Source organism: Pseudomonas sp. BN606 (assembly GCF_029873115.1).
Lineage (GTDB): Bacteria > Pseudomonadota > Gammaproteobacteria > Pseudomonadales > Pseudomonadaceae > Metapseudomonas.
Genome location: NZ_SSOF01000028.1, coordinates 1 through 15,648, shown reverse-complemented (window position 1 = coordinate 15,648; position 15,648 = coordinate 1). Strand labels below are relative to the sequence as shown.

The 15,648-nt window shown below is 63.2% G+C and carries 15 protein-coding genes and 1 tRNA gene; 9 read left to right on the top strand and 7 right to left on the bottom strand.

Annotation, left to right across the window (positions count from 1 at the left end):
* Positions 1–165 precede the first annotated feature (165 nt).
* The gene (locus E8E75_RS01545) at positions 166–441 is read left to right on the top strand and encodes a Rho-binding antiterminator (RefSeq protein ID WP_069086607.1); all 276 of its coding nucleotides are present in this window, start codon (positions 166–168) and stop codon (positions 439–441) included.
* 123 nt (positions 442–564) lie between these two features.
* Here the strand turns inward: E8E75_RS01545 and E8E75_RS01540 are convergent, their stop codons facing one another.
* From E8E75_RS01540 to cysM, 5 genes are all read right to left on the bottom strand, one after another.
* Positions 565–1,104 carry a DUF2058 domain-containing protein gene (locus E8E75_RS01540; RefSeq protein WP_280357804.1) on the bottom strand — a complete coding sequence of 180 codons (540 nt, stop codon included), beginning with the start codon at positions 1,102–1,104 and terminating at the stop codon, positions 565–567.
* Positions 1,105–1,125: 21 nt separating this feature from the next.
* Positions 1,126–1,956: a nucleoside triphosphate pyrophosphohydrolase gene (mazG, locus tag E8E75_RS01535; protein ID WP_120654920.1), complete on the bottom strand. Its 831-nt coding sequence runs from the start codon at positions 1,954–1,956 to the stop codon at positions 1,126–1,128.
* Positions 1,957–2,067: 111 nt separating this feature from the next.
* Complete coding sequence (relA, locus tag E8E75_RS01530; protein WP_120654919.1) at positions 2,068–4,314, bottom strand: GTP diphosphokinase; 2,247 nt, start codon at positions 4,312–4,314, stop codon at positions 2,068–2,070.
* Positions 4,315–4,397: 83 nt separating this feature from the next.
* Complete coding sequence (rlmD, locus tag E8E75_RS01525; protein ID WP_153920868.1) at positions 4,398–5,750, bottom strand: 23S rRNA (uracil(1939)-C(5))-methyltransferase RlmD; 1,353 nt, start codon at positions 5,748–5,750, stop codon at positions 4,398–4,400.
* A 135-nt stretch (positions 5,751–5,885) separates the two neighbouring features.
* The gene (cysM, locus tag E8E75_RS01520; RefSeq protein WP_120654917.1) at positions 5,886–6,794 is read right to left on the bottom strand and encodes a cysteine synthase CysM; all 909 of its coding nucleotides are present in this window, start codon (positions 6,792–6,794) and stop codon (positions 5,886–5,888) included.
* A gap of 521 nt (positions 6,795–7,315) precedes the next feature.
* On the opposite strand from cysM, the gene E8E75_RS01515 reads away from it, so the two are divergent.
* From E8E75_RS01515 to E8E75_RS01505, 3 genes are all read left to right on the top strand, one after another.
* Positions 7,316–7,996, top strand: coding sequence for a Fe2+-dependent dioxygenase (locus E8E75_RS01515; protein WP_153920864.1), 681 nt, complete (start codon positions 7,316–7,318; stop codon positions 7,994–7,996).
* Positions 7,997–7,998: 2 nt separating this feature from the next.
* The gene (locus E8E75_RS01510; protein WP_153920862.1) at positions 7,999–8,799 is read left to right on the top strand and encodes a tetratricopeptide repeat protein; all 801 of its coding nucleotides are present in this window, start codon (positions 7,999–8,001) and stop codon (positions 8,797–8,799) included.
* 76 nt (positions 8,800–8,875) lie between these two features.
* Complete coding sequence (locus E8E75_RS01505) at positions 8,876–9,055, top strand: hypothetical protein (protein WP_153920860.1); 180 nt, start codon at positions 8,876–8,878, stop codon at positions 9,053–9,055.
* Positions 9,056–9,182: 127 nt separating this feature from the next.
* Here the strand turns inward: E8E75_RS01505 and E8E75_RS01500 are convergent, their stop codons facing one another.
* A complete protein-coding gene (locus tag E8E75_RS01500; protein ID WP_153920858.1) occupies positions 9,183–9,344 on the bottom strand; it encodes a hypothetical protein in 162 nt (53 codons plus the stop codon).
* A 120-nt stretch (positions 9,345–9,464) separates the two neighbouring features.
* Here E8E75_RS01500 and E8E75_RS01495 point away from each other — a divergent pair, with 120 nt between their 5' ends.
* From E8E75_RS01495 to E8E75_RS01480, 4 genes are read left to right on the top strand one after another with little or no spacing between them, the layout of a single operon-like run.
* Positions 9,465–12,221 carry an ATP-binding protein gene (locus E8E75_RS01495; protein WP_280357797.1) on the top strand — a complete coding sequence of 919 codons (2,757 nt, stop codon included), beginning with the start codon at positions 9,465–9,467 and terminating at the stop codon, positions 12,219–12,221.
* Positions 12,222–12,281: 60 nt separating this feature from the next.
* Positions 12,282–13,265: a 2-hydroxyacid dehydrogenase gene (locus E8E75_RS01490; RefSeq protein ID WP_153920856.1), complete on the top strand. Its 984-nt coding sequence runs from the start codon at positions 12,282–12,284 to the stop codon at positions 13,263–13,265.
* A 35-nt stretch (positions 13,266–13,300) separates the two neighbouring features.
* A complete protein-coding gene (locus E8E75_RS01485) occupies positions 13,301–13,741 on the top strand; it encodes a hypothetical protein (RefSeq protein ID WP_120654912.1) in 441 nt (146 codons plus the stop codon).
* Positions 13,741–14,145 carry an META domain-containing protein gene (locus tag E8E75_RS01480; protein WP_174235611.1) on the top strand — a complete coding sequence of 135 codons (405 nt, stop codon included), beginning with the start codon at positions 13,741–13,743 and terminating at the stop codon, positions 14,143–14,145. Before E8E75_RS01485 ends, E8E75_RS01480 begins: the two co-directional genes overlap by 1 nt.
* Positions 14,146–14,287: 142 nt before the next feature.
* Here E8E75_RS01480 and dinB read toward each other — a convergent pair whose 3' ends face one another.
* Positions 14,288–15,343: a DNA polymerase IV gene (gene dinB / locus E8E75_RS01475; protein WP_153920853.1), complete on the bottom strand. Its 1,056-nt coding sequence runs from the start codon at positions 15,341–15,343 to the stop codon at positions 14,288–14,290.
* Between the two features lie 186 nt (positions 15,344–15,529).
* Here dinB and E8E75_RS01470 point away from each other — a divergent pair.
* Positions 15,530–15,606, top strand: a tRNA-Met gene (locus E8E75_RS01470).
* The last annotated feature ends 42 nt before the right edge of the window (positions 15,607–15,648 follow it).

The following is a 15,648-nucleotide window of genomic DNA, read 5'->3' as shown; positions in this document are numbered from 1 at the left end:
CCTCACGAAGAACCGGGCCCAGTGCCCGGTTTTTTGTGCCTGGGGGAAACCCGCCGAACCTTGGTCGGGACCTGGATGGGCGAAACAGGCGGATACTTGAAGGTAAGCCAAGGCGCGCCCGCAGCGCCTATGCTGTCCATCCGACATGCCGCAGAGGACACTGCCATGACCGAGGAATATCTGCCGCTCTCCTGCGACCTCTATGACTACATCGAGATCGCCTGCCTGCATCGCTACCAGTTGCATATCGAGCTGGCTGGCGGTGCGCGCCTGGACGCGCGTGCCATGACCACCCTGACGACCCCCGACAAGGAAGAGTTCCTGATCGTGCAGAACGAGGGTGGCCAGGAGCGCCTGCGGCTGGACCAGATAACGGCGATCACACCGTTGACCGAGGGTGCGAGCTTCGGGCGGGTGTTGCTGGGGAATCAGATCTGCTGAAGCGCGTCGCCAGCCCAGACACGCTGGATAGCCCCGCTCCGCCCGCCCCGGATTGCGTCCAGGCTACAGGAGCTGCGCTCCCACAATGAAAAACCGGGCACAAGGCCCGGTTTCGTCACCGCATTACCACATCAGGTCATCCGGCACCTTGTAGGCCGCGTACGGATCATCGGCATCCGGCTCTTCGGTCTGGGTGTTGAGCAGCACCACCCGGCGCGGATCGCGCTCCTGAATACGCAGGGCAGCATCACGGGGAATGATCTCGTAGCCGCCGCCATGGCGGACGACAGCCAGCGAGCCGCGGCTCAGCTTGTCACGCAGCATGGCGTTGACCGCGATGCGCTTGACCTTCTTCTCGTCGACAAAGTTGTAGTAGTCGTCGGTAGTCAGCTTCGGCAGGCGTGAGTTTTCGATCAGTTGCTTGATCTGCGCCGCCTTGGCCTTCTGGTCGGCCTTTTCCTGTTGCTGGCGGTTCAGCTCCTGGTCACGGGCGGCCTTCTCGGCCTGGGCCTGCAAGGCAGCCTGACGCAGGCTATCGTCCTTCTCGACCTGGTTCTTCTTCTCCAGGCGCTGTTGTTTCTGTTGCTGTTTGCCGGCCTGTTTGACCTGCTTTTCGTTCACCAGCCCGGCTTTCAGCAGCTGGTCGCGGAGGGAAAGGCTCATGACGGGGTTCAGTCTCTCGAGTTAACAGCCAAGGCTGAGTTTTTCCTGTTTCTTGGCTTCGCCCCAGAGGGCATCCAGTTCTTCCAGGGTGCAATCTTCAATGGGACGACCCGCCTCGCGCAATGCCTGTTCGATAAAGCGGAAGCGACGGTCGAATTTTGCATTGGCGCCACGCAGGGCGGTTTCCGGATCGACCTTGAGGTGACGGGTCAGGTTGACCACCACGAACAGCAAATCACCCAGCTCATCGGCGATGGCCTGCGGGTCGTTGTCGCTCATGGCCTCCAGGACCTCGTCCAGCTCCTCACGGAGCTTGTCGATCACCGGCAGTGCCTCAGGCCAGTCGAAACCCACCTGGGCCGCGCGTTTCTGCAATTTGGCGGCGCGGCTCAGGGCAGGCAACGCGGTAGGTACGTCATCCAGAAGTGAAAGCTGCTCAGGGGCATCAGCCTTCTCCGCGCGCTCCTCGGCCTTGATCTCTTCCCAGCGCTGCTTGATCGCAGCCTCTTCCAGCCGGGCCATGTCCGGCGCGCCATAGAGATCGCCGTCGGGGAAGACATGGGGGTGACGGCGGACCAGCTTGCGGGTGATTGCATCCACCACACCAGCGAACTCAAAGCGCCCCTCCTCCTTGGCCAACTGGCTGTAATAGACCACCTGGAACAGCAGGTCGCCGAGCTCGCCCGGCAGATGGTCGAAGTCACCGCGCTCGATGGCATCGGCCACCTCGTAGGCTTCCTCGATCGTGTGCGGGACGATGCTGGCGTAGTCCTGCTTGAGGTCCCAGGGGCAGCCGTACTGCGGATCGCGCAGCCGGGCCATGAGGTGCAGCAGGTCATCGAGTTGGTACATGGTGGGGGTCCCGTTATAAACGCCTGTAGGTCGGTGCGGGCCACGCTGGTTAGAGCGAAGCGAAACCCAACGCTCGCCGTTGGGCCTCGCAGGCTCGGACCAACCTACAGATCAGGCAGCCCGGTTGCGACGGGCTTCGATGATATTCGGCAGCTGCGAGATGCGCGCCAGCAACCGGCCCAGCGCGTCCAGGCCGGGGATCTCGATGGTCAGCAGCATGGCGGCGGTGTTGTCTTCCTTGTTGGAGCGGGTATTCACCGCCAGCACGTTGATGCGCTCGTTGAGCAGTACCTGGGAGACGTCACGCAGCAAACCGGAACGGTCGTAGGCGCGGATGATGATGTCCACCGGGTAGGTCTGTACCGGTACCGGTCCCCAGCTCACCTGGATCATCCGCTCGGGCTCACGACCACCCAGTTGCAACACCGATGGGCAGTCCTGGCGGTGAATGCTGACACCGCGACCAAGGGTGATGTAGCCCACGATGGGATCGCCCGGCAGCGGTTGGCAGCAGCCAGCCATCTGCGTGAGCAGGTTGCCCACGCCCTGGATCTGCACGTCTCCGCGCTTGCCAGGCTTGTTATGAGACGGCCTCCGAGGGATCAGCTCCAACTGCTCGCTATGGCCACGCTCCGGCTCTACCAGCGCCTGAGCGGCGTTGACCACATGGGCCAAACGCAGATCGCCGGCGCCGAGGGCCGCGTACATGTCTTCGGCTGTACGCAGATTGCACTTCTCGGCCAGCTTCTCGAAGTCCACCGGCGGCAATGCCAGGCGCGACAGTTCGCGTTCGAGCATCGCCTTGCCCGCTGCGACGTTCTGGTCGCGGGCCTGCAGCTTGAACCAGTGGACGATCTTCGCCCGTGCGCGCGAGGTGGTGATGTAGCCGAGGTTCGGGTTCAGCCAGTCGCGGCTGGGCGCACCGTGCTTGCCGGTGATGATTTCCACCTGCTCGCCAGTCTGCAGTCCGTAGTTCAGCGGCACGATACGACCGTTGACCTTGGCACCGCGGCAGTTGTGGCCGATTTCGGTGTGGACGCGGTAGGCGAAGTCTAGCGGCGTGGCGCCCTTGGGCAGATCGATGGCGTGGCCATCGGGGGTGAAGACATAGACGCGGTCGGGCTCGATATCCACCCGCAGTTGCTCGGCCAGGCCACCGATGTCGCCCAGTTCCTCGTGCCATTCGAGCACCTGGCGCAGCCAGGCGATCTTCTCTTCGTAGTGGTCAGAGCTGGACTTGACGTCAGTGCCCTTGTAGCGCCAATGGGCGCAGACCCCTAGCTCGGCTTCCTCGTGCATGGCGTGGGTGCGGATCTGCACTTCCAGCACCTTGCCGTCCGGGCCGATCACCGCGGTGTGCAGGGAGCGGTAGCCGTTCTCCTTGGGGTTGGCGATGTAGTCGTCGAATTCCTTGGGAATGTGCCGCCATAGGGTGTGGACGATGCCGAGTGCGGTGTAGCAATCACGTACCTCGGGCACCAGCACGCGTACTGCACGTACGTCGTAGATCTGGCTGAATTGCAGGCCCTTGCGCTGCATCTTCCGCCAGATGGAATAGATGTGTTTGGCGCGGCCGCTGATGTCGGCCTTGATGCCGGTGGCGGCCAGCTCCTCGCGAAGCTGCTTCATCACGTCGGCGATGTACTGCTCGCGATCGAGACGGCGCTCATGGAGCAGCTTGGCGATCTGCTTGTACTGCTCCGGCTCCAGGTAGCGGAAGGACAGGTCTTCCAGCTCCCACTTGATGTGGCCGATGCCGAGGCGGTGGGCGAGAGGCGCGTAGATGTCGAACACCTCGCGGGCAACGCGGTGCCGCTTCTCCTCGTCGGTGTTCTTCACTTCACGAATGGCACAGGTACGCTCGGCCAGCTTGATCAGCGCGACTCGTACGTCGTCGACCATGGCGACCAGCATCTTGCGCAGGTTCTCCACCTGCGCCTGGGTGCCGAGGACCATGGATTGCCGGGGGTTGAGGCTGGCGCTGATCGCAGCCATGCGCAACACGCCCTCGATCAGCTTGGCGACCACCGGACCGAATCGCTGTTGCACAGCCTGCAACTGGATCTTGCCTTCACGCACGCCGCGGTAGATCACTGCAGCCACCAGGGATTCCTGGTCCAGCTTCAGGTCAGCCAGGATCTCGGCGATTTCCAGACCGGTCTGGAAGCTCGAGTTGCCCTCCGCCCAACTGTTCTGCGCGGCGATGGCCTGTTGTTCGGCGTCGCGGGCGAACTCGCACGCCTCCTTGAGTACCGCGCGGTCGAGCACCGGATCGAGGCTGATGACATGGTCCAGCCACGCCTCGAGGTTGATGCTGCCGTCCGTATTGACCGGCTGTTGCGCTCTCACCTGTACCATCTTGCCTACCTTCCCTACGACGTGAACCCCTCACGCCGAATTGTCGCCAGCCTCTGTCGTGCCGGTCGGATTACACGGGCTTCCTAGCCCGCCTCGAATAACGCCATGGCCTCGACATGGGCCGTTTGAGGAAACATGTCGAGAATCCCGGCCTTCTTCAGCTGGTATCCCTGCTTGACCAGTTCAGCACTGTCACGCGCCAGGGTCGACGGGTTGCAGGATACATAGACCACTCGTTGCGCACCGGTTGCAGCGATCTGCCGAACGGCTTCGAAAGCACCGTCTCGTGGCGGATCGAGCAGCACAGCGTCGAACCCCTGTCTGGCCCAGGGCGCCTTGGCCAAGGGGTTCGACAGGTCGGCCTGGAAGAAGTGCACATTCTCCAGGCCGTTGGCCGTGGCATTGCCGCGTGCCCGTTGCACCATCGCCTCCACACCTTCCACCGCAACCACCTCGCGCACCTGGCGCGCCAATGGCAGGGCGAAGTTGCCGAGGCCGCAGAACAAGTCCAGCACCCGCTCGCCCGGCTGCGGATTCAACCAGTCTAGCGCCTGCGCCACCATTGCTTCGTTGACCGTTTCATTTACCTGGACGAAATCGCCGGGGCGATATTCAAGCTCCAGGTTCCAACGTTCCAGACGGTAGCCCAGGCGAGCACCAGGCTGATCCGGTTGGGGTTCGCCCTCGCCGTGCAGCCAGAGTTGGGCCTGATGCGCCGCGCAGAACTCGCGAAGGCGCTGCAGGTCGGCCTCGCCAAGTGGCTGCGTGTGACGCAACAGCAACGCCGATGCGGTGCCATGGAATAGCTCCACATGCCCGACTACCTGGGGCTTGTCCAGGCCCCTAAGCAGGCCGGGCAGTGCCCGCATCAACGTTTGCAAGGGCTGTACCAGCACCTGGCAATCCTTGATCCCGACTATCGCCTGGCTGGCGGCCGCGCGGAATCCGACTTCCAGATGGCGGGCCTTGACATCCCAGCGCACGGCGATGCGAGCGCGGCGCCGATAACCGAATTCGGTCCCCACAAGTGGGGCCACCCACTCCTGCGGCTGGAGGTCGGCGAAACGCGCCAGCTGCTCAGCAAGCGTGCGCTGTTTCAGGGCGAGCTGTTCGACATGGGGCAGGTGCTGCAGGGTGCAGCCACCACACTGGCCGGCATGGGCGCAGGGCGGTACCAGGCGCATAGCGTTGGCGCTGAGCACACGCTCGGCACGGGCCTCCACAATCTGGCTGCGAGCCGCAAGGACACGGGCTTCCACTTCTTCACCCGGTAGCGCACCGGCAACGAACCAGGTGCGCCCTTCGACGAAGGCTATGCCACGCCCGTCATGGGCCAGCCGCTCGATGGAGAGCCGCTGCTTCTTGCCCACTGGGACTTGCTGGGACCGCGCTCCGCCGCTGGGCTGGAAGCGCAGGCCTGTGTTACGCCGGGACATGATGAACGCTCTGAAGAGATCGTGAAGAGCGGCCCGAGAGCAAAGCGGCCGGAGCGCAGCGACGAGACATATCGTTTGGACAGGCAAGGAGCGAGCACCGCCCAACGCAGCTATCGGGACGCGCTGTAGATATCTTCACAGCCGTTCTGGGTCTTCGTAGATGCCGGTGGAGAGGTAACGATCGCCACGGTCGCAGATGATCGCCACCATCACGGCATTCTCCACTTCGCGGGACAGGCGCAGCATCGCGGCCACCGCACCGCCGGAGGAGACACCGCAGAAGATGCCTTCTTCGCGGGCCAGGCGGCGCATGGTTTCTTCGGCTTCGATCTGGGCCATGTCGACCACGCGATCGACACGGTCGGCCTGGTAGATCTTCGGCAGGTATTCCTGCGGCCAGCGGCGGATGCCGGGGATGGCCGAGCCTTCCTGCGGCTGCAGGCCGACGATCTGGATATTCGGGTTCTGCTCCTTGAGGTAGCGCGACACGCCCATGATGGTGCCGGTGGTACCCATGGAGCTGACGAAATGGGTGATGGTGCCCTGGGTCTGCTGCCAGATTTCCGGGCCGGTGCCGACGTAGTGGGCTTCCGGGTTGTCGCCGTTGGCGAACTGGTCCAGCACCTTGCCACGTCCACCACGCTGCAGGCTTTCTGCCAGGTCGCGGGCACCTTCCATGCCCTCTTCGCGGCTCACCAGGATCAGCTCGGCACCGTAGGCTGTCATGGCGGCCTTGCGCTCGGCGCTCATGTTGTCCGGCATGATCAGCATCATCTTGTAGCCCTTGATGGCCGCAGCCATGGCCAGAGCGATGCCAGTGTTGCCGGAGGTGGCTTCGATCAGGGTGTCACCGGGTTTGATGTCACCACGCAGTTCGGCGCGCGTAATCATCGACAGGGCTGGGCGATCCTTGACGGAGCCGGCGGGGTTGTTGCCTTCGAGCTTGACCAGGAGGGTATTGCTGGTTTCGCCGGCCAGCCGCTGCAAACGCACCAGCGGGGTATGGCCGATGCAATCGGCGATTGTGGGGTACTGCAGGGTCATGGCGGGTTTCGCAATCCAGACGCAGGGGGTGCATATGATAGCGGCAAACCGCGCTACGCCATATCGCGCTAGCGTTTCGGCTTATGGCGTGGAGCTATATATATGTAGCGGAAAGGCATTTCTCGCGCCCCCGAATAACGAAAGCCCCGGCGGGTTTCCCGGCCGGGGCTTCCGCTTGCTGCGCTTAGAAGTGCACGCTGGCGGTGAACTGCGCAGTACGGCCAGCCGCCTGGCTGACGATGCTGGTCACCACGCCGGCACGATCACCCACCGCGCCCGGGTCCACCACCTCGCTATCCAGGTAGCTGTAGCCGGCGAATACCTGCCACTTGTCGGTCAGCCTGCCGCTGGCAGGTGAGCCAATGGTTGTCGAAATTAATTGACATGTCTTATTCGCATCTTTTTTACAACATTTCCAAAGTAATCCGCGAGCGCAAAAAGGCCCCGAGCGCTTCGGTTTTACAGGCTGAATGAAAATAAATACTATTCGCCTCCATCTCAGTTTTCCCCGGTGCACCGCCATGCTTCTGCACATTCCCGGCATCTTCACTTCAGAAGAGGCAACGCGCATCCGCGAGGCCCTGGAGCAGGCCGACTGGTTGGACGGCAAGGCTACTGCGGGATACCAGTCAGCCAAGGCCAAGCACAACGAGCAATTGGCAGAAGGCGACCCGCTGGCTCGCGAAATCAGCAGTGCCATGCTGCAACGGCTGTGGAACAACCCCCTGTTCGTATCCGCGGTCCTGCCGAACAAGGTCTATCCGCCGCTGTTCAATCGCTACCGGTGCGGCGGCACCTTCGGCTACCACATCGACAACGCCGTGCGCCCAATCAAGGGCAGCTCCGAGCACGTCCGCACCGATGTGTCCGCCACGCTGTTCTTGAGCGAGCCGGATGCCTACGACGGCGGAGACCTGGTTATCCAGGACACCTATGGCGCCCATCGCGTGAAACTGGCAGCCGGCGACCTGGTGATCTACCCCTCCAGCAGCCTGCACCAAGTGGAACCGGTTACCCGTGGTGAACGCCTCGCCTCGTTTTTCTGGATCCAGAGCATGGTCCGCGAGGACAGTCAGCGGACGCTGCTGTTCGAGATGGACCAGGCCATCCAGAGTCTTGCGCGTGACGTTCCGGACCATCCCGCATTGGTCCAGCTCACAGGCAATTACCACAACCTTCTGCGTCGCTGGGTCGAGGTCTAGGCATGCACCTCACCCTGACACGCACTGAAACCCTCAGCAGCGAAGAACTTCGCGAACGTCTGGCCAGCGATCCGCGCCAGGCAGCCCGAACCATTCTTAGCGCCGCGCGGGACGGGGTGACTGAAGCACAGACGCTGCTGGGCCAGATTCTCCTGGACGGCCAGGGCATCGAGCAGGACGCCGCGCTGGCGCGCACCTGGTTCCAGATCGCCGCCGAGCGCGGCGACGCCATGGCGCGGAACATGCTCGGCCGTTGCCTGGAGCAGGGCTGGGGAGGCCTGATCGACCTGCCTGGCGCCGCGTCTCACTTTCGCATGGCCGCGGCAGCGGGACTCGATTGGGGGATGTACAACTTCGCGGGTCTGCTGGCCACCGGACGCGGCGTCCAGCGCGATCAGCACCAGGCCATGGCGCTCTACCTGCGCGCGGCACAATTGGGACATGCCAAGTCGATGAACCTGGTGGGGCGCTATTACGAGGAAGGCATCACTGTTGAGCCTGATTCCAAGGTTGCCTTCGCCTGGTATCGCCGCTCAGCCGAAGCTGGCGACTTCCGCGGCCAGTTCAGCCTCGCTGCGGTGCTGGCGGCCAAAGGCGAGGTGGATGAAGCCGTCCGCTGGCTGGAACAGGCCCTGGCGGGAGGGAACCTCAATTTCCTGCGAGCCAGCCGCGCCAGCCTGGCTGAAGCGGCAGAATCACGCATCCAGGCGCTGGCCCTGCCCTACTACCAGCGCGCGGCCGAACTGGGCGACGACAGCGATCGCGAGGCGCTACAGGAATACCTGTTGATAGCGCACCGGTAAACCAAACGTAAAAACTTTCTTTTGAGAAACCCTCTCATCTGATCCCCTCCATTTTTTCACCGGGGAGAAACTTGCGATGAGCACAAACAGGTCCGAGGGCGCCATTCTGCCTTCGGCAAACCTTAGCCTGGCCGCGAAGAAACGCGGTGGTGCGGACTATTCCGGCAAGGAGATGAAGTTCATCGCCCCGGAAAGCCTCAGCCTGTGGGCCACCTGCAGGCCGTTCGCCGAACTGACCACCAACGTCAGGTTCTGACCTGTGACGGGGCGGCTCAGCTCGGGCTGCCCTGCCAGACCGGCAGACGAAGGTACATGCACAGCCCGGATCGAGGTTACGCGCCCAGACCGCCCCACCCTGCAGGACGATCGCGCTGCGGCGATGCTCAAACCCAAACCGAAGCCGCCATCCCCTGACGTGCCTGGTTGAGCCGGGCGAAGGGTTCGAGCATCAGTTCCAGTTGTTCTTCGAGTACACCTGAGCCTTCGTCGCGGAGATCGTCCTTGATAGCCAGGATTCGAGCGGGAGCGCGATGGATACCTAGCACGGAGATCACCTGCAAACAGGAATGATTACGTAGAGCGCCGGCAATTCTACAAGACGGCCAGCAGATTCCCACCCAATGAGTCGCTACACTGCGCGGAAAGCGCATGGGGAGAGGATGGGCGTGTACAAGGATCTGGGTATCAAGGGCCGCGTGCTCATGCTGACGTTGCTGCCCACCAGCCTGCTGGCACTGGTATTGGGCGGCTATTTCACCTGGGTGCAGCAGGCCGACATGCAGGCCCAGCTGCTGCAACGCGGCCAGATGATCGCCGAGCACCTGGCGCCTCTCGCTGCTCCCGCATTGATTCGCGGGGACGCTGTGTTGCTGGAGCGCATCGCCGACCACGCGCTGGACCAGGCCGATGTGCGCGCAGTGAGTTTCATCGGTGCTGATCACAAGCGCCTCGCCCATGCCGGGCCCCGCATGCTCAATGAAAGCCCTGATGGCGAAGGCAACAATCTCTCGCTGACGAGCAACACGGAGGCCACTCGCTTCCTGCAGCCAGTGTTCGAGCGCCATCGGGTGCTTTCCGGCGACAAGACACCACTACCCAACGACAACCTGCTGGGTTGGGTTGAACTGGAAATGTCCCACCAGGGCACCTTGCTGCGCGGCTATCGCAGCCTGCTCGCCAGTCTGTTGCTGATCTCCACGGGCCTGGGTGTCACCGCTTTGCTGGCCCTGCGCATGAGCCGCGCGATCAACGACCCCTTACGCCGCATCAAGCAGGGTGTCGCGCTGCTCAAGGAGGGTCGCCTGGAAACCCGCCTGCCCCCGCTGGGTAGCCATGAACTGGACGAACTGGCGTCAGGCATCAATCGCATGGCTGAGGCCCTGCAGACCGCCCAGGAAGAACTGCAGCACAACATCGACCAGGCCACCGAGGACGTCCGCCAGAACCTCGAGACCATCGAGATCCAGAACATCGAACTGGACCTGGCGCGCAAGGAAGCCCTGGAGGCAAGCCGCATCAAGTCAGAGTTCCTCGCCAACATGAGCCACGAGATCCGCACCCCGCTCAACGGCATTCTCGGTTTCACCAACCTGCTGAAGAAAAGCGACCTCACCTCACGCCAGCAGGACTACCTCGCCACCATCGAAAAATCCGCCGACAGCCTGCTGGGAATCATCAACGAGGTGCTCGACTTCTCGAAGATCGAGGCCGGCAAACTGGTCCTGGAGAGCATCCCCTTCAATCTCCGCGACCTGGTCCAGGACACCCTCACCATCCTTGCCCCGGCTGCCCACGAGAAACACCTGGAGCTGGTCAGCCTGGTCTATCGCGACACCCCCCTGCACCTGATGGGCGATCCGATGCGTCTCAAGCAGGTCCTGACCAACCTGGTGAGCAATGCCATCAAGTTCACCCGCGAAGGCAGCATCGCCGTGCGCGCCATGCTCGAAGACGACAGCGACGACGAGCTGGCGCAGTTGCGCATCAGCGTTCAGGACACCGGCATCGGCCTGACCGACGCAGACTTGCGCGCCTTGTTCCAGGCCTTCACCCAGGCCGACAACTCCCTCTCCCGCCAGGCCGGTGGCACCGGTCTCGGCCTGGTGATATCCAAGCGCCTTATCGAACAGATGGGCGGTGAGATTGGCGTCAGCAGCACACCGGGGGTCGGCTCGGAGTTCTGGATCACGCTCAGCCTGCCCAAGTCGCTGGACGAGATGGAGAGCGGTGTACAACCCCAACTGGAAGGCCGTCGCATAGCCGTGCTGGAGCCACAGGAACTGACACGGCAGTCGCTGCATCACCAACTGGAAGACTGCGGCCTGGAAGTGTTGGACTACCCGAGCATCAGCGCTCTGGTGGACGACGTCGCCGCACGCCGCCTGAGCAAGCGCCCAATCGGCCTCGCCGTGATCGGCGCCGACGTCCAGGCACTTTCACCAGAGCAGCTCAGCCAAAGGGTCTGGGATCTCGAACAGCTCGGCTGCAAGAGCCTGGTGCTCTGCCCCACGACCGAACAGGCGCTCTACCATCGCGCCCTGCCCGAAGCGCATAGCCAATTGCAGGCCAAGCCCACCTGCACAATCAAGCTGCAGCAGGCCCTGAGCGGCCTGGTCAGCCCCCGCCAAATGCGCGTCGAGCCGCAGCAACCGAACAACAGCCGTGCGCCACGTCTGCTCTGCGTCGACGACAACCCGGCCAACCTACTTCTGGTGCAGACCCTGCTGACGGACATGGGCGCCGAAGTGCGAGCCGTCGACAGCGGCTTCGACGCCATAGAAGCCGTGCAACGCGAGCGCTTCGACCTGATCCTGATGGATGTGCAGATGCCCGGCATGGATGGCACCCAGGCCACCGAGGCGATCCGCCGCTGGGAAAGCGACCAGCGCATCGATCCGGTGCCCATCGTCGCCCTCACCGCCCACGCTCTGGCGAACGAAAAGCGCGCCCTGCTCCAGGGCGGAATGGACGACTACCTGACCAAGCCCATTGGCGAACGCCAGCTGGCCCAGGTCGTCCTCAAATGGACCGGCCTCAGCCTCGGTAGCCAGCCCGTGCAACGCCAGGGGCGTGAAGGCCGGTTGGATGATGGCCTGGAAGTGCTCGACCCGGAGGAAGGGTTGCGCCTGGCCGCGGGCAAGGCGGACCTTGCCGCGGACATGCTTTCGATGTTGCTGGCCTCTCTCGACGCAGACCGCGAAGCCATCCAGCTCGCCGCCCGCAGTGGCGACCGCACCACCCTGCTGGAACGCGTTCACCGCCTGCACGGCGCCACTCGCTACTGCGGCGTTCCACAACTGCGCGCAGCCTGCCAGCGCAGCGAAACCCTGCTCAAACAGAACGATCCCGGCGCCCCGCAGGCACTGGCTGAACTGGATGCGGCCATCACTCGCCTCGCCGAAGTGGCGCGAATGGAGGCCTGACCCGGAACAACGTGCAGTGGCCAGACGCCAGCTATGCTGCTGGGCAACCAAGGAGAATCCATGCGCACCATTCTGTTCAGCAGTCAGGCCTATGATCGCGAGAGCTTCCTCGGGGCCGGCCCAAACTTCGAGCTGCACTTCCAGCAGACGCGGCTGACCCTCGACACCACGGCTCTGGCCAATGGTTTCGATGTGGTCTGCGCATTCATCAATGACGACCTGTCCGCCCCCGTACTGGAGCGCCTGGCCAGCGGCGGTACACGACTCATCGCCCTGCGTTCGGCCGGCTACAACCATGTCGACCTGGCGGCCGCCAAGCGCCTCGGCCTGACCGTGGTGCGAGTACCGGCCTACTCCCCCCATGCCGTAGCCGAGCACGCGGTAGCGCTGATCCTGGCGCTCAACCGACGCCTGCATCGTGCCTATAACCGCACCCGCGAAGGCGACTTCACCCTCCACGGCCTGACTGGTTTCGATCTGGTAGGCAAGACCGTCGGCGTGGTCGGCACCGGCCAGATCGGCGCCACCTTCGCTCGCATCATGGCCGGCTTCGGCTGCGGCCTGCTGGCCTTCGATCCGCAGCGCAATCCGAGTGTCGAAGCGATGGGCGCGGTCTATGTCGAGCTGCCGGAATTGCTGGCCGATAGCGACGTCATCAGCCTCCATTGCCCGCTCAATGAGGCCACCCGGCATCTGATCAACTCCAGTAGCCTGGAACAGATGAAACCCGGTGCCATGTTGATCAACACCGGGCGCGGTGCCCTGGTGGATACGCCAGCGCTGATCGATGCGCTGAAATCCGGCCAGCTCGGCTACCTGGGCCTGGATGTCTATGAAGAAGAAGCCAACCTGTTCTTCGAGGACCGTTCCGACCTGCCCCTGCAGGACGATGTGCTGGCGCGACTGCTCACCTTTCCCAACGTGATCATCACCGCCCACCAGGCCTTCCTCACCCACGAAGCCTTATCCGCCATAGCCCGCACCACCCTGGATAACATCCTCGCCTGGGCCGCCGGACGGCCGTGCAATCAGGTGGACGCCTAGGCCGTGTTAGCATGCGCGGCGCTTCCGGAGGACCTATGGCCGAACACGATTTCCGTTACAACCTGCTCAATCCCGCCCACACCTTGAACGAATGCCGCGCCCTCTCCCCGGGCCTCTACCAGGTAACGGGTACCGGCGGCTCGATCAAGACTGGCGACACCCTGCTGGTAACCCTCAAAGGCAGCCGCGACCTCAGCATGCGCCTGACCGTGGACAAGGTGCGCCACCTGATCAACCCGCCCGGCCAGTGGCTGGCGGTGGCCAAGGGCCCGGTTTTCAAGGAGCTCTCGATTCACAACTGGCAAGTTGACTGTGACGCCTGCGGCGCGCACCTGGACTTCGAGTTCGCCGTCGACGGCGGCCTCGGCAAGCAGGCCCAGGCCCCCGCCGCCGAAGCGCGTATCGCGGAGCTGGGCTGGCGCAGCCAGGCTGGCAAGCATTACTGCCCGAACTGTCGTCAGGAGGACGCCCAATGATCCCAAAAACCCTGCTGCTGACTGCCGTGGCTGCCGCTCTCACAGGCTGCGCCACTGACCGTCCGCAACTGGAAACCGGCACGACCTATCAGGTGGAGTGGATCGGCGAACGCCCGCTGATCGACCGTAGCCACCTGACCATCACCCTGGGCGACGACAACCGCGCCTACGGCAACGCCGGCTGCAACCACTGGTTCGCGTCCTACACCCTGGAAGGCGACAAGCTCACCTTCGGCGCCGCCGGCAGCACCCGCAAGATGTGCGCCCCAGCACTGATGGAGCAGGAACAGCGCTTCCTCGACTCCCTGGGCAAGGTGCAACGCTGGGACATTTCCCCCATCGACCAACTGCGCCTGTGGCCCGCCGAAGGCAAGCCGATCCGGCTTTGGCCGGCGGAAGGTTGATCTCCTCCTCCCGCGCCATCCTTTCAATGTAGGGGTAAACTCACTCGCCAAGGGCAGCAACGCTGCCCCTCGCGGCGTCGAAGGGCAGGCCTTCGACCTGCTTGGCGAATGAGTTCGCCCCTACAAAAAGGCGGGGCGTGCGTCAGAACAGGGATAGTTGCTCGAGCGAGCCACGCAGGTCCTGCAACCTCACCCCCACGCCAATCAGGCGCACCGGTTTGTCGCCACGGGCGAATGCCGTGCTCAGCAGTTGCCGATAGCTGTCCAGGTCACGACGGGCACCGGCCTGTTCCAGAGTGGTCTGGGTGAAGTCGTGGAACTTCAGCTTCACGAAGGGTTTATCCGGTTTGTAGCTGGCATCCAGCCGCGCCATTCGCCCGCGTAGTTCATCCAGCAGGGCCGGTAGTTGCTCAAGGCAGGCGTCCAGATTCGGCAAATCCTGGTCATAGGTGTTTTCCACGCTGATGGACTGTCGGCGGCTGTCCACCTGCACGATGCGGTCGTCCTGACCACGGGCCAGGTTGTAGAGGCGCTCGCCGAAGCTGCCGAACTCTCGTGCCAGTGCCAGCTTGCTCCAGTCGCGAAGGTCCGCACAGGTGCGTACCCCCAGGCGCGCAAGCTTCTCTGAAGTCACCTTGCCGACCCCATGCAGCTTGCCCACCGGAAGCGCGGCGACGAATTCGTCCACCTGGTCCGGCGTGACCACGAACAGGCCATCCGGCTTGCGCCAGTCACTGGCGATCTTGGCGATGAACTTGTTGGGCGCAACACCAGCGGACACCGTGATATGCAACTCCGCCGCCACTCGCCGGCGAATTTCCTGGGCAATGCGTGTTGCGCTGCCATTGAAATGCGGGCTGTCGGATACATCCAGGTAAGCCTCGTCCAACGACAACGGCTCGATGATCTCGGTGTAGTCGCGAAAAATCTGGTGGATTTGCCGCGACACGGATTTATAGACATCCATCCGCGGACGGACGATGTTCAGGTCCGGGCACAACTTGACGGCCGTGCGCATCGGCATGGCCGAGCGTATTCCGTAGGCCCGTGCGTCGTAGTTGCAGGTAGCCACGACCCCGCGCTTGTCCGGGGAACCACCCACGGCCAGGGGCTTACCCGCCAAAGCAGGGTCATCGCGCATTTCGATAGCGGCGTAGAAGCAGTCGCAGTCAATGTGGATGATTTTTCGTTGCGGCATGGCGGTAGGTGGCGCAGGGGCGGTTCGGGTAACCGGCGATGATACAGCAGCCGTCGCTCCCGCCGGCCGCTCTAGCGTAGTAGTAAGCCAGCCTTGCCCTCTCCGCGGATTGCTAAATATTTGAGGGAAAAAGATTTTTTCTGAGAAATCGTTTGACAGCCCCTCGCAGAACTGTAGAATTGCCGCCGCGGGATGGAGCAGTCTGGTAGCTCGTCGGGCTCATAACCCGAAGGTCGTTGGTTCAAATCCAGCTCCCGCAACCAACATTAGGAAAAGGCCACTCTTCGGAGTGGCCTTTTTCGTTT